The sequence below is a fragment of the Paenibacillus sp. NPDC056722 genome (genome assembly GCF_042790635.1).
Taxonomy (GTDB): domain Bacteria; phylum Bacillota; class Bacilli; order Paenibacillales; family Paenibacillaceae; genus Paenibacillus_AQ; species Paenibacillus_AQ agri.
Genome location: NZ_JBHTYV010000005.1, coordinates 306,873 through 320,693 on the forward strand (window position 1 = coordinate 306,873; position 13,821 = coordinate 320,693).

Annotated in this window: 10 protein-coding genes; 2 read left to right on the forward strand and 8 right to left on the reverse strand. The window is 49.7% G+C overall.

Going from position 1 to position 13,821, the window contains the following annotated elements; translation table 11 throughout:
• Positions 1-58 precede the first annotated feature (58 nt).
• Positions 59-1,444 carry an NADP-specific glutamate dehydrogenase gene (gene gdhA / locus ACFRAM_RS15325; protein ID WP_379466564.1) on the forward strand — a complete coding sequence of 462 codons (1,386 nt, stop codon included), beginning with the start codon at positions 59-61 and terminating at the stop codon, positions 1,442-1,444.
• An 83-nt stretch (positions 1,445-1,527) separates the two neighbouring features.
• Here gdhA and ACFRAM_RS15330 read toward each other — a convergent pair whose 3' ends face one another.
• Together ACFRAM_RS15330 and ACFRAM_RS15335 are read right to left on the reverse strand one after the other, a co-directional pair.
• The gene (locus ACFRAM_RS15330) at positions 1,528-2,859 is read right to left on the reverse strand and encodes a DUF3999 family protein (protein WP_379466565.1); all 1,332 of its coding nucleotides are present in this window, start codon (positions 2,857-2,859) and stop codon (positions 1,528-1,530) included.
• Positions 2,828-5,395, reverse strand: a complete 2,568-nt coding sequence (locus ACFRAM_RS15335) for a DUF2339 domain-containing protein (protein WP_379466566.1) — start codon at positions 5,393-5,395, stop codon at positions 2,828-2,830. The genes ACFRAM_RS15330 and ACFRAM_RS15335 overlap by 32 nt, the downstream gene beginning before the upstream one ends.
• 203 nt (positions 5,396-5,598) lie before the next feature.
• On the opposite strand from ACFRAM_RS15335, the gene ACFRAM_RS15340 reads away from it, so the two are divergent.
• Positions 5,599-6,651: a copper amine oxidase N-terminal domain-containing protein gene (locus ACFRAM_RS15340; protein WP_379466567.1), complete on the forward strand. Its 1,053-nt coding sequence runs from the start codon at positions 5,599-5,601 to the stop codon at positions 6,649-6,651.
• Positions 6,652-6,749: 98 nt separating this feature from the next.
• Here the strand turns inward: ACFRAM_RS15340 and ACFRAM_RS15345 are convergent, their stop codons facing one another.
• From ACFRAM_RS15345 to ACFRAM_RS15370, 6 genes are all read right to left on the reverse strand, one after another.
• Positions 6,750-8,324, reverse strand: a complete 1,575-nt coding sequence (locus ACFRAM_RS15345) for a histidine kinase N-terminal 7TM domain-containing diguanylate cyclase (RefSeq protein WP_379466568.1) — start codon at positions 8,322-8,324, stop codon at positions 6,750-6,752.
• 130 nt (positions 8,325-8,454) lie between these two features.
• Positions 8,455-8,976: a YcxB family protein gene (locus ACFRAM_RS15350; RefSeq protein ID WP_379466569.1), complete on the reverse strand. Its 522-nt coding sequence runs from the start codon at positions 8,974-8,976 to the stop codon at positions 8,455-8,457.
• A 154-nt stretch (positions 8,977-9,130) separates the two neighbouring features.
• Positions 9,131-9,379: a type B 50S ribosomal protein L31 gene (locus tag ACFRAM_RS15355; protein ID WP_175373381.1), complete on the reverse strand. Its 249-nt coding sequence runs from the start codon at positions 9,377-9,379 to the stop codon at positions 9,131-9,133.
• Between the two features lie 173 nt (positions 9,380-9,552).
• Positions 9,553-10,407 carry a diguanylate cyclase domain-containing protein gene (locus tag ACFRAM_RS15360; protein WP_379466570.1) on the reverse strand — a complete coding sequence of 285 codons (855 nt, stop codon included), beginning with the start codon at positions 10,405-10,407 and terminating at the stop codon, positions 9,553-9,555.
• Positions 10,397-12,490 (reverse strand): cellulose biosynthesis cyclic di-GMP-binding regulatory protein BcsB, encoded by a 2,094-nt coding sequence (locus ACFRAM_RS15365; RefSeq protein WP_379466571.1) that lies wholly within the window; start codon positions 12,488-12,490, stop codon positions 10,397-10,399. Before ACFRAM_RS15365 ends, ACFRAM_RS15360 begins: the two co-directional genes overlap by 11 nt.
• 72 nt (positions 12,491-12,562) lie before the next feature.
• Positions 12,563-13,813 (reverse strand): glycosyltransferase family 2 protein, encoded by a 1,251-nt coding sequence (locus tag ACFRAM_RS15370; protein WP_379466572.1) that lies wholly within the window; start codon positions 13,811-13,813, stop codon positions 12,563-12,565.
• Positions 13,814-13,821: the final 8 nt, after the last annotated feature.

The window sequence follows — 13,821 nt, forward strand, 5'->3', positions numbered from 1 at the left end:
AACGCGAAGAAGCATTAAACCCGAAGAAAAATAATTATACGTAAAGGCGGTTGAATTCATGAGCTTAGTACCTTCGATCGATACAGACATCTCCCGCAACGATGCTCAACTCTATGTTGAGAAGGTCTACAACAACGTTGTGAAACGGAACCCGCATGAGCCTGAGTTCCACCAGGCCGTTAAGGAAATTCTGGAATCCCTTCTTCCTATCCTGGCAGCTGAGCCTAAGTACCAAGAGAATGCCATTCTCGAAAGAATTGTTGAACCGGAACGTCTTGTTCTCTTCCGGGTACCTTGGGTAGACGACCAAGGCAAAGTTCGCGTGAACCGCGGCTACCGGGTACAGTTCAACAGTGCCATCGGACCTTACAAAGGCGGACTCCGCTTCCACCCGTCCGTGAACTCCAGTATCATCAAATTCCTCGGCTTCGAGCAAATCTTTAAGAACGCCCTAACTGGCCAGCATATCGGCGGCGGTAAAGGCGGCTCCGACTTCGATCCTAAAGGCAAATCGGAAGGCGAAATCATGCGCTTTGCCCAAAGCTTCATGACAGAACTGCACAACTACATTGGCCCGCAAGTAGACGTTCCGGCTGGCGACATCGGTGTCGGCGCGCGCGAGATCGGCTACATGTTCGGACAATACAAACGCATCCGCGGCGGCTACCCTGCCGGTGTATTGACAGGTAAGAGCGTAACCTACGGCGGAAGCCATGCCCGCCCTGAAGCAACAGGTTACGGAACCGTGTACTTCGTCAATGAGATGTTGAAATCCAAAGGCCTGTCCTTCGAAGGCAGCCGTGTGGTTGTCTCGGGCTCTGGTAACGTTGCTATCTACGCGATCCAAAAGGCTGTACAACTGGGCGCAAAAGTCGTAGCATGTAGTGACTCTTCCGGTTACCTATATGACGAAGACGGCATCAACCTCGACACTGTCCGTCGTCTGAAGGAAGTAGAGAGAAAACGGATCAGCGAATACGTGAAGGAGCATCCAAACGCTGTGTACACCGAGGATTCCTCCCAGATCTGGACGATTCCTTGTGACATCGCGCTTCCAAGTGCAACTCAGAACGAGATCGACGAGGCCCTGGCGCTGAAGCTGATCGCGAACGGAGTTAAAGCGGTTGGTGAAGGTGCGAACATGCCATCCACTCTGGAAGCCATTGACCAGTTCCATAAAGCTGGCGTTCTGTTCGGACCGGCCAAAGCTGCTAATGCAGGCGGTGTAGCCGTATCTGCACTGGAGATGGCTCAAAACAGCATGCGCTTGTCCTGGAGCTTCGAAGAAGTGGATGCCAAGCTGCATGATATCATGGTCGACATCTACAAGCAGTCCGTAGAAGCCGCTGAACAATATGGACATCCGGGCAACCTTCTCGTTGGCGCTAACATCGCCGGCTTCAAGAAAGTAGCAGATGCTATGCTCGCTGAAGGTGTAATCTAAAAATAATAAGGCCGGCTATTCAATAGCCGGCCACTGACGTAGGGACCCTGCAATTCAAGGGTCCCTCTTCTATATCCACAAACTTAGTTCCGATTCAGCTTACGGATCAGAAAGATAATCAACAACAGCGATACAATAATAATCACAGCATTAAACCCCATAGCACCAGTCAGCCAGTGCCACCCGGTAGAAGATATAGCTGACACCTCTGGTAAGGCGCTCTCAGGTCCCAGTCTGGCTGTGCCTATCTTCTCCCCTTCAATATGACTCCTGAAGCTTACAATGTCATACTGGGGCGCTACAGCACCACTGTTCCCGTACACTAACCGGAAAGGCCCTTCCCCATCAACGGGAAACACCAGCTTATCCAATAAGTAATCCATTTGGACTCCCTGGAGCGGAATCGGAGAATCATCCTGGTTCTCAATGGCGACTGTGAGGTAAGGCGCAATCGTGGGCTCCTGGAGAACAATATCTGTCCCGGCAATGCGGGAATCCTTGAAATCAAGCCGATATAGCTTGCTCCCCCCTACAGTACCAAGTTCCTTTCCACTGTCATCATACAGCATATAAGCACGTGTAAAATTCCCGGTAGTCTCCAGCCGGATCACCGATACCTTCAGCCGGTTATCATTATGGATAACAAGCTGCGTCTTCGAACCATCCTGTTTCATCTCATAGACAGGTTCTCGCTGCCGTGTAAAGTCTTGAATCGTCACCGTAGCTGTCTTGTGCATCAGCCTCATTAGACCAAATTCCAGCTTCTCCGCGTTATTCGGGACCACCAGACGGTAGTAGGTGAACTTGTAAGCCGATCCCAAATCAATACCACTCTGTGCAAACTCTCCAGCCCTATACAGATCGCCCTTGCTCAGAGGTTCCCACGTATTCCCGTCATACCCGCCATATATTTGGACATGCTTCAGAAATGCTTCACCGGGCAGATCGAACTCCAGCCTGCTGCCCTGAATATCACGGTTCTCTTCATTCGGGATCACCCTGTAATCAAAGGTCGTCTCCAGGTTCTTATTGAATTTATGGATTAAGTCGGTCTTGTAGCTAATGTTCTGCTCTTTCTGCTCCGCCTCTCCTGATTCCCGGTAGTAAGGGACGAACTGTCCCCTTCTGTCTTCAATTCGCAAGTCTCTCAAGCCGGCGGTGGCATGCTGATATACCTCTTCGTCGAGAAAAAACTCCTGATATGCCGCATCACCGCCTGGCTCGATGATGTCCTTGGTGAATCGCCATTGGCCACTCTTCTCTGCCCCATCCCCCTTGGATGAAGCCGCTTCTGCAACGCTTATTCCAAAGGTCTGGTAGGGCGGGAGAATAACTGCTCCTAACCCGCTCAGTCCGAGACAGCTTAAGAGGAGCAGATTGATACTAACCTTGCGTATCCGTCTTTGCCTCCGCATAAGCCTCCTCCATTCTGTTGGATACTTTTTGATACAGGTAGGAGATTCCGAGCAGACAGACACCGAAGCTGAAATACGCGATGATCTTATGACCAGCGCCCAGCAGGCTCAAGTCATATAGCAGCAGCTTGCCTGTTGCCAAGAGTGTGAGCCCAAGGCCGAAGCGGCGGATATACACATACCGTCGGCTGAAGCCATACAGAATGAACAGCACCGCCAGCAGAAGATAGACCAGACTGAAGATCAGACCGGCATCATGTAATTGAAGCTGCACACCGAGGAATGCAGTAATAATGCCGAGCAGATAAATGCCCATAATGACAGGGTACAGCTCCATGCTCCGGTATTCCCGCTTTAGAATGGCGACCATCACATCGCGGCTGCTGAACCAGACAAAAATGTTGAAGACTACAAGCAAGCCCAGCGCGATATAATCGGCTGACGTATTTTGCGCCAGTTCGCCTTCCAGGCTCGGTAGCCCTGCCGTAATTCCGATACAAATAACATAGCCCACGCCATATAACAGTATGGCGAAATACCTGACTACCGTATCAAACAGAATCCTCACTTTTGGCAGTACATAGGCCAGAATTATCGAGATCACAGCGGCCAGTACCCAGCGATAGAAGACTGTATGCGTGAAGTCATCGGGAACCACCCGTTGGTAGAGCAGGCCCGACGCATATAGTAGAAAAGCCCAAACATTCAATAAAGCAGCATATTTAAACCAGACGGCCAACCGAGTTTCCATTAACCCACTCACTGCCGACGTCTCTTTGCTTTGGTGCCGGACGGCATACCATACAGCAATAATCAGCATACCGGTAGTAATAAAAGCGTATTTCAAGGCGAAATAGGGATCACCTTTAGGCAGGGCCGCGTTTTCCATAATCACCTGAATTGGCACAGACAGCCCGAAGAAGGCTCCCAGGCAAAGGACCAGAATTCCCCATCCTGCCCGTTCCAGCCCCTTGAACCGATGCTGGCTGCCGTATACGGTTAGCACAACTGCCTCGACCAGCCAGCCGATGGACCACCAAGCTGCACCCAACTGGAAGGGAATCATCAACACCGCGAAGGTTAATGAGGTGGCATAGAATAGCAGCATACTCTGCTTCTCCTGTACCATCAGCTTCTCGAGCATTCGACCGAGTCCTAGATACATAAGGCAGAAGAGCAATGCCAGCGCACCTTTATAATCACCCAATCCCGCATCCATCAACAGCACGTATAAGGTAATGCAGCTAACCAGCGTATTGCAGCCCAGCAAGGCGAAGTCCCACCAGGACAGCTTGGACCGATACTTGAACGGATACCACAGCGTAATACCCAGATACATGGCAAAAGTCAGCACTGCATACAACATACTTACGCCATTACTGCCAGACAGCACGATCAGCATAAGCATGGATGGCGTATTGAACAGAAAGCTGATGTAATTAACGACCACCCAGCGCTTGCGTAGCGAGATCAGCACCACCGAAAGGTTCAGCAGGAATAGATAACCCATCGCAACATAGACTGCGCCCCCTTCCAGTCCAAACGCCAGTATGTAGGAAAAAAGAGGCAGGTATCCGCCGACAAGGCCCAGCGAGCAGATCGTCCGGGACTCATACCTCAGTGACAGCAGCACTGCCGTTAACGTCACGAGTACAGAGAGGGACAACCCAACATAGATACTTATAATCTCCAGTAGAAAGTAGCTGTAAAAGATGGAGCCATAGAGAATGGAGATTCCGCCGCCGAGCAGACCCAGGGCGAACGCATTCCTCCCTTTGCGGAACAGCCATTCCCCGGAGCCAAGCAGCAAGGCCCCCAACAGGAAAAAGGCGCTGCCCTTCATGTAGTCATTGAACCATGTGGAATAGCTGTACCTGAACCCTGCGCCGACGGCGAGAATCAGGAGCAGAATACCCAGCCGGTTGATCCAGTTCAAGCCGATCTTCATCTCGATCTGATTCTGCTTCCTTCTACGCTGCAGAACCTCCTCACTGACCCCTTCGGCTTCAAGCTCGCGGTATTTATCCCCAAACCCGGCCTGAAGAACCTGCTCAGCTTCCCTCTGACGCTCGCGCCGTAACTGAATTCTCTGGTTCAATTCAGCAGCAAGGCCCCCGAGCCGGGCGGTGATTACTTCCTTATCCTCACCCAACTGACGGTTAGCCGTGCTGTACATCCGCTCCAAACGGTGTTTAGCCTCCTGCTCGAGAGCCGTCAGGCGATCTGCATAGCCACGGCTTCGGGATGCAAAATAAGTATGCAGCTTCTGCTGTGAAACCCGGAGAATATTACGCTTCTCATCCAACATTTGTTCTGACAGAGCAATGCGCAGCTCGGAGTTCTCCACCTCCAGCCGGGATGCCTTAAGTCTGAGTTCATCCAGAATCATAAGATGGTCGTCATATCTCTTCTTCAGTGCCTCATGCTCATTCACCAAGTCATGACTTTCATATTCAGCGATCAGCTTTCCGTAGTCTTGTAGAAGCTCATTCTGCCGCTCTTGTACAGACTTCATCCGTTCTCTGAACTGCTCCATAGCGCCTCCCCCATGACTTAATTTGTTAATATTTTCATTTTACTACAAATAAACGCTGATTCGATGCATTTGCCTGAAACTACAGAGATTTTTCGCCCACCAATTTGCAGGTTTCGTTTCATCAGGTGCAACATTCTGGAAGAAACCGGCGTCAGATAAGTAACAATGGCCTAAAATACTCGTGATTAAAGGAGAATTACAACATGAACAACAACGTACTTAAAACCAGCGCAGTCCTCTTAACGCTATCTATGGCATTAACCACAGGCTCGGCTCTTGCCAAGCCAGCATCAACTACCCAAAATAACAGTACGCAACACTCTGTAACGAGCGCAGGACAACAAGTTTTCAAGATTGAGATCAACGGAACTGCCCTTACAGATACCGGCTATCAACTTCCTGGAGGTAAGGAACCGCTGATTCCCTTGCGGGCTATGGCAGAGGCTTTGGGCTTCAAGCTGGAATGGAACAGCAAGACCAAATCAGTTGAGCTGAGCCAAGGCAATTTTTTCACAACCGTAAAGGCTGGCGAGGACCGCTATGTCATCAATAGAATGTACACTCCGCTTGGCACCGCCCCTGTGTTAAAGGGAGACAAGCTGTATGTTCCGGCTTCCTTCGCCAGCGAAGTGCTGCATCAATCTGTTTCGGTGAAAGGGGCCTCGATTCTTATTCATACAGACATTCAAGATCAAGAAGCTGTGATCGACACTGGTGTTATCACATCGGTTTACCAAGACGAAAGCGGCAAATATAAATCTGTGCAGATTCAAGGCGCAGGTACGGACGGGATCATCCTCACTGTCGGTCCGGATACTGTCTTTAAGTCGGCTGACGGAGGGACGCTTGCGTTCACCGATCTTCATATCGGGATGACTGTACAGGCAACACATTCCATGATCAGCACCTTCAGCTTACCGCCACAAACCCCTACGTATTCCATAACCGTTTTGGATCAAAAGAAACAAGCTGACCTGCTTGGAACCGCAGGCACTGTGGAGGAAGTGCTGAAGGATGCAGATGGGGGTATCAGCTTCCGTCTGAAGGGCGACCCCCTCACCGGCCTTTCGCAAAGTGAAATCGTACTTCGCCTGGCTGCGGACACCGAGGTGGTTAATGGAAAAGGCGAAGCCATAGAAAACAGCAGCCTTGTAAAAGGGGCCAAGGTGATCGGCTTCTACACCCCGATGATGACCAAGAGTCTGCCACCGATCGGCACAGCCGTCAAAATCGTCGTGCAGCCTGCACAACCTTAAAACGGTTAAAACAGTCCCGTTCGAACGGCAGCACCTGTCACAAAGAAGGCCTGACTCCAGTATGGAGTCAGGCCTTCTTTGTATTTATAGCTTGCGTGTTAACTCTTCAGAACCTCGCCGACTGGCGGCTGACCACCCAAGGTGACTTTGTCCTTGCCTGTGGTCTTGGACAAGTACAACGCCTCATCCGCCTCCCGGTACAATGTCTCGAAAGTCACATCACCCCGCTGAGTAAAGACGATCCCGATGCTCACGGTCAGGGATATGAAATTCCGGCCATCCAAATTCACGACATGCTCCCTGATCATAGTCCGGAAAAACTCCGCTTCCTCCAGCGCCGCCGCCTCACTGCTGGCAAAGAAACAGACGGCGAATTCTTCGCCACCCACTCTTCCCGAGATGCCGATGTCTTTGTATACACTCAGAATTTTACTGGACAGGTCGACCAGCGCCTGGTCACCCGCCAAGTGACCATATGTATCATTGATTAATTTGAAATCATCAATATCGAACAGCAGAAGTGCTGTGCCCTTTCCCTCCCGCAATCCATGCTTCTGTACCAGCCCCATAAAGTGCCTGCGGTTATAGAGCCCGGTCAGGTCATCCACCGTAGCCTGATGCAACAGCTCCCGCTCGTACCGCTTCTTCTCACTCTGGTCGCTGAAGACTAGCAGCATCCCTGTTGTCTCAAGTTCATTAGGCTCCGTTACAATCAGTGAGACCCCGTAGTAAGAGCCTGCCGGGCCAGCTACTTCGATCTCATATTCGCCTGCTCGTCTCTGCCTGTAGGCCTGAGCAAGCTCCGTATGCTGTACCAGCAACGGAGTAATATTCTTGCCAAGCCAAGTCGAAGGCCACTCTCCAGATAAATCAGATAGCATCATGGCACCATTTTCATTGATATCCATAATGATGTCGTGGGGATCAATCACAACAATGCCATCCTTCATATTCTCAAAAATCTTATTCTTATCCAGCGGATACAAGGCAAGATAAGGATCTCTGAATACGGTGAAGTAAGCCGCTATCGTGGCCGGCAAATAAGTAAAGGCAGTGAAGCCTGTAACAGTAATCTTTAGAATGGGCAGCAAAAAGATGGAAGCCACAGGCACCAGAAGTCCGCCAAGCAGCAGCAAATTGCGTCTCAGATAATATTTGGGAGCACCCCACATCGAGACGGTCAGCAAATAAAGGGCATAGACACCAAAAAGCTGATCATAGGCGATCAGACACATACTGAGTAATGTAGGTTGAACCATGACTCCGCTGATGCCTGCCTCTATTGCCACACCCACCTCGCTGCGCATCAGATGATGATAAGAATCCGTAAAGATAAGCAGCACATAAGCAAAAACAGGAATAGAGTACAGGAATAGCCGACGCGGAAGCTCTGCCGTTGAGCGGGACACGTAGTCCTTGATAACGGCATATGTAAAAATCGTGCTCATAAACAGCGGTGGCTGCTGCAGGTTCTTCCACCATAGCTTCGCTCCAAAGAAACTAGCCATAATCTCTCCGGCTGTCGCTGCAAATATCCAGCTAACCAGCAGCATCAAAATCCATAAATAGCGTCTTCCTGGTGTTTTACGGAACTGATAAGCTTTGACACCCATATAAAGACTGAGAATACTGCCCATGATTAAATAATACGGATAACCCTGTATCCACGGCATGTAAAATTTCTCCTATTATTAGATAGCTTTGCCTCATTATAGCTCACTCTCACTAACAATTGAATCATTCTTCCATAATCCTTAAGGAAATGATTAGTAGATATATTTACGTAGCCGCTGTATTTCAAGGTTATCCTTTAAATTTGACCCGGTTTGAGAACATATGCTTTCTGGCCAATTCCTTGAAGAATTGTTTGTCGTCCTCCGACTGGAAAAATCGTTTGGGAAGGATCAGCGCCTGATTGGCTGAGACAAAAAAAGCAAACAAACTGGCCGTCTCCCCAATCTTATATATTTCTTCCCATTTGACGTGCCCGGAGCCTGAATCGGACTGATGCCGAATACCCTCATCCGAGATCACATAGCTTTGGGGTAGCTTTGATTGATTGTCGCTTTCAAAAGCCTTCTTCGACTTTTTGATCAAACTTGACCGCGTAATAAACCAAAGAATGATAGCCAGTCCAACCGCCGTTACTGCGAGGATAGACAGACTGGAAGTGCTGTAATTCTTAGTTATTGCCAGCATGATTGCGAAATAGGCAACCACACTGAACGAAGTGACGATGATTCTGCTATTCAGGCTGAACCACAGGTTAAACTCCTGAACATCTCCGCTGCTTAGCTCGGTATCCACCTTGATCTCTTGTGACATCCTGACTCTCCTTCAGCGCGTAATAGATTGTACGATCCTTTAATTCTAACACTAATTATGCAGGCTGTGACCTCCTGAATGGACCGAAACAGACTCTGAGTAGACAAAAAAGACAACCCTCCACTTAAAAGGGTTGTCTGGTCAGGAATAGTGTCTATTTCTTCTGCGCCAGGCGCTGCTTGAACTTGTCCACACGTCCGCCGGTTTCTGTTTCTCTCTGCTTACCAGTATAGAACGGGTGGGAGGCAGAACTGGCATCCACACGGATCACCGGATAGGTGTTGCCATCTTCCCACTCCATGGTCTCATTAGACGACTTGGTGGAGGTACTGAGGAACTTGAAACCTACGCTGGCATCCAGGAATATGACCTGGTTAATTCTGGGATGTATGCCTTCTCTCATGGCCGATGACCTTCTTTCTGAGTAAATGGATTCAAATCGTAAATATTACGAATTAAGTCATGTCTACATCATACGCTAACTCCGACATGAAAGCAATCTTAATGAAACAGCATTCCCAAAATCAGTTATTTATAATCCACTTGTAGCCCAACAAATCGTATGGTCTTACCTAATCATACATCGTACTCCAGCTGTTTCTTGGCCTGGACAATGAAATCAAGCGGGTTCTCGATGGTGTCCGGCTGGTATTGCACAGCCCCAATCTTCAGTCCCAATTTAACCTTGTATTTACTCATGAACCCGTTATCGTTCAGCTCCAGCAGCTTGTACTTGATCCGTTCAATAACGATTTTCGCCCCGTCGCGGTCTGTGAACAGCAGCAGTCCCCATGTGGCATCATCCTTATCCAGCAGGTAGATCGCATCATTGGTGCGGATACTGGACTGGCTGATTTGCGAAAGATCATAGATCGCCTCTGTAAGCTGCTCTTCCGGAATCAAACGCCGGATTTCATCCCAGTACTTAACCTTTACCACAAGCAGGGTTAAAGGAATCTTGTACCGTGTAGAAATGCCGGTAAACAGGCTGGCATCCTTCTGGAACGCCACGCTATTGCGCAGATCGGTATTTTCGTCTACCGTTGCCAATTGAGCTGCCCGTTTCTTGAGACCCTCATTCTCAGTCTGAAGCTGACGGTTGCCTAGCGTGAAGATCCAAACCACAACGGTTAGAAGCGGGGTCATAATAAGCCAGAAATAGGTGTTCAGACCAATGGTCTCTCCCTGTGATATCGTCTGGAACATAATAAAGAATCCGTATCCGAAAATAAACGCAAGGTTCAGCACCAGTCCGGCCGTCACTGTAGTGAAATAGGTAACTACCGCCAGGATAAAAGCCACATTCAGGATGATAATGTTCTGGATGTAATGGTTCGGTGACCCGGCAATGAACACAATACAGATGTAGGCCAGAACAAGGAATAACAGAAAGGCGGCATCAGATACCAGGATGCTGCGATTACGTCTCACGCTTATCACCACGTTTCTTCATATGTTTGCGAAGCAGCAGAATCAAGGATACCAGCACCAACGCAATGACCAGCACGGTTGCGACTACAAAGCCGAGCACGTCGCCTCGTTCCAGGACTTGCTGCACTGCCGAGTCCTTCTCGGCACCGGAGACGGTCTTAAAGCGATAGGCACTGACGTTGCCATCTTTGTCGGCTACTACACCATCGCCGAACACCTTCCATTTATCTTTCTCGGTGGCGAGCAGCCTGGAAGCCACATAATAATCATCGGAGCTAACGCCCGTAATAGCCAGCATCCCCCGGCCCGCTGCAAAAGGCGATTCGATCAACTGCAGGGTACCGATCTCACCACCATAGCTGTCTTCAATGCTCATTTTTTCATTCGAGGTAATTCTAGTGCCGTCGGTATTGTATTTAAAATACAGCTTGTCATTACTATCACGGATGACCTTATTGTCTTTGTAGCTGCCGATGGCGATGATATTGTTGTTCTTCAGACGGTCTGCGTTGACATTATCCTGATAGAACTGGATATCACCCGTATTGCCGTCCGCATACTGGCCTAGCAAATTGATCACATTAGATACGCTGCGAAACGTATAATCATCCAACATCTGCGGAAGCACTATGGCGACATGATTATAGACCCCATCGCGCAGGAACGGATATGGATAATTGTTGAACAGCAGATCGGTGCGGTCCTTTGTGTTCAGATGCATCATAGAGTCCTTGCCGATATACGCCCATGGCATTTGCTCTGTATTCGGCGTACAGATCGCGTTCGTTACTTCCAGATCAAAGACCACCTTGACCGAGAAGTTGCCCGAGATGTTCAGATTCTGCGGAATGGCCAGATTCAGGGTATCCCCGTTCGCCAGCTCCCGGTTCAGCTTCTTGCTTCCGATCGGGGTATCGTTGATGCTAACTGTCACCATCGCACGGTCGAAGTCCAGATTTTGCGCATAGCGGAGATCCAGACTGATCTTACCGGCATCGGCAATCGAACGGTTGGAAGGCAACGAGACAAAGTAAGTTTGCTCCTGATGATACGGTCCGGTTAGCTTGTCCCCGCTCTCGGTAAAAGTAATATTGGAGCTAAGGGCGAACGGAGGCGTAGCTACCTCTGTCGTATCACCGACAACTTTCAGATCACTACTGATCTGACGGGTAAGCTGTCCATTGCTGAGCAGCCGACCGGCCTTAATCAGCAGGTTCTCGTCCCTGGAGGTGACAACCAGCGTAGGCCGTGTGTCTTTGTTGACCAGTTGGATGATTGCATGAGTCCCCATATCCTCCGATGCAGTAATTGCGGCCTTGAGGTTGGCGGGGAGCCGGTCATACATAGCTACCAGCACTACCGCTTCTTTATCCTGAACGGTATCGCTCCGGTAAGGAAGCAGTGCAATGGTGCGGTCATTCACTGTATTGGCCTTGGCGTACCCGGAGAGAGCGTAAGACGCTGCTTCCAGTTCTACACCCGTGGCATTCTCTGGCACGGTGAGCAGGCTTTTGCCCCCTTTGACCATATCAATGCCTGAGAAACGCTTACTGAAGTCGCTAATGCCTCCAGTCAGGGCTTTCGGCGTGTAGACTACACTTACACTTGAGGTATTGAATAAATGCAGCCAGTTATCCGGCGTATTATCAATAGTACAGAGCTGATCGTCAGTTATCTTGGTCCGCAAATATCCCTGAATGCTAAGCGTGTTCGTCCCTTGCTTCAGGAATCCCTTCGGTGCCGGGATGATCAGTTGCTGCTCCCCGTTGTTCCCAAGCGAGGGCCGGAAGGTGTAGAAGGGACTGCCGTTGAGCGACAGGGTCACACTCGACAACTGATCTTCCGTAATTTGCGAAATTTGAAAACGCAGGTTGATCTTGAGGTCTTGTACATTCCAGTAATCCATGATCTCAAAGAACTGCTGCCGGGAGCTTGTCCCCGTCAATGAGGAGTCGGTTCCGGTAAAGAAAGTCTCATAGCTCTTCCCTTGGGTTCCAGGAAGAACTTCGGCAGCCACGACATGCAAGGGGACCAGGAAAAGGGTGAGGCAGACCGCCCATATTGCCAGTTGTTTTTTTATCATCGTTGAACTCTCCTGTTGTCTTGTATTTCTCTTCCATCGACAGCGGGTTCAAGCTCTGCCCGCCGTCCGGTGTTAATAACGCTCGGTCTTGTACCATTTGGCTTCCCGTTTAAAGATCTGGTCCTTCATATAGTTATACAATCCATAGGCCGCAACCACCATCCACATCTGACAATAAGAGACATACATCAGCAGGATGATCCATAGGTTGGAGACGCTCATCTCGCCTTTCTCCGTCGTCAGTGTAATAAACGTACCTACTATGAACAGGATGACCGCCAGCAGCCAAAGAAAGTTGCTTAATCCGGCAATGGTCGTATGTACATAACCCAACGCATGCAGAATCAGCAGGATATCAGAAGTCACGAGCGAGGTCAGAAGTAGGAAATAGATGGACAGGAAATACAGGATATCGAAGCGGACTCGCTTCGCAGACCGTTCAAAGAGTAACGGGATATTTTTAACGATGACATAAATGTTGCCCTTAGCCCAGCGCGTCCGCTGCTTGAACCAGACCTTCACCGTCTGTGGTTCCTGCTCCCAGGTCACAGCCTTCGGCTGGAATTTGATCCGGTAGCCCATCATATAGATGCGGAAGCTGATCTCCGTGTCCTCTGCGATTGCCTTGACATCCCAGCCACCGATACTCTCCACAATCGATCTACGCATAATGAAGTTGGTGCCTGGGATGGTGCACAGCTTGAACAGCTTCCAGCGGCCCGCCTGCGCCATCCATTGAAAAGAGAGGGTCTCAATATTAATAAACCGGGTCATTAAGCTCGCATCACGGTTGCGGGTTCTGAATTTACCGATGACCGCGCCTAAGGTAGCATCATTCATAATCTCCCCTACGAGATACCTCAGCGCCGTTTTCTCAGGTGTATTGTCGGCATCATAGATGGCGATCAGTTCCCCCTTGCTGTGGGTGAAACCAATATTGAGGGCATTGGACTTGCCTTTGCCGCCTGTTATAGCATCCGTATTGATCACGATCAGGTTCCGCCCGGGATGGCGATCCTTGATATTCCCGAGCAGTTCCGCGCTATTATCCGACGAATTGTCATTGATGACAATGATCTCATAGCGGTCATGCGGGTAATCCAGCTCCAGCAGCGACTCCACCGTCCGACTGATGACAACGCCCTCATTATGGGCCGGTACCATGATGGAGACGAAGGGGATCTCACCCTTGATCGCAGGTACTTCTTCATCTTCAGATTTAATGTAATACAAGTATCCGGCAATAATAAGAACCACATTCACCAGCAGCAGCGACCAGATGCAGACCACCGCGATTACCATCAACACATCCGAGATTGTCATGGTTGTCT